The organism is Ensifer aridi, assembly GCF_002078505.1.
Lineage (GTDB): Bacteria > Pseudomonadota > Alphaproteobacteria > Rhizobiales > Rhizobiaceae > Sinorhizobium > Sinorhizobium aridi.
In genome coordinates this window covers 1-612 of sequence record NZ_LUAV01000062.1, presented here as the reverse complement: position 1 = coordinate 612, position 612 = coordinate 1, and the positions used below count along the sequence as shown (strand labels likewise).

Below are 612 nucleotides of genomic sequence, written 5' to 3'. Positions count from 1 at the left end.
TGCCGCTCGATCCGGCCTATCCATGCGCGCGGCTCAACCAGGTGCTCGACGATGCCGCCCCGCAACTCATCCTTTGCGATGCCGCCGGCCGCGAAGCGCTCGGCGCCGAGGCACTCGCCGATCTCAGCGTGATTGATCTGGATGCGGCCACCCCGGCCTGGGCGGAACTGCCGGCGTCGGATCCCGACCCGCGTGCGCTCGGCCTCACCCCCAGCCATCTCGCCTACGTCATCTACACCTCCGCCTCCACCGGAACGCCCAAGGGCGTCATGGTTGAGCATCGCGGGATGACCAATTATCTAAGCTGGGCTCGTGAGATCTACGCTCCCATATCCTCCTCCGTCGTCTCCTCTTCGCTCGCCTTCGATGCTACGATTACCAGTCTGTTTACGCCTCTTATCTGTGGTGGGCATGAACATCTCGTATCCAAGGGAAATGAAACCGAGAACCTTAAGGCAGAGCTTGGCTTACGCCGCAGGCTGGTCAAAATCACTCCCAGTCATCTGGATGTTCTGGGGCAGCAGCTGCAGTCGGCTGGAGATGCCAGTCAGGTGGAGCTGTTCGTCATTGGCGGTGAGGCGTTGTCGTCTTCGACGGTCGAGCTATGGCGTC

The 612-nt window shown here is 61.6% G+C and carries 1 protein-coding gene; it reads left to right on the top strand.

Translation table 11 applies throughout. From position 1 onward, the window contains the following. On the top strand, nucleotides 1–612 hold a 612-nt coding region (locus AYK65_RS31220; protein WP_244560169.1), incomplete at both ends, for an AMP-binding protein.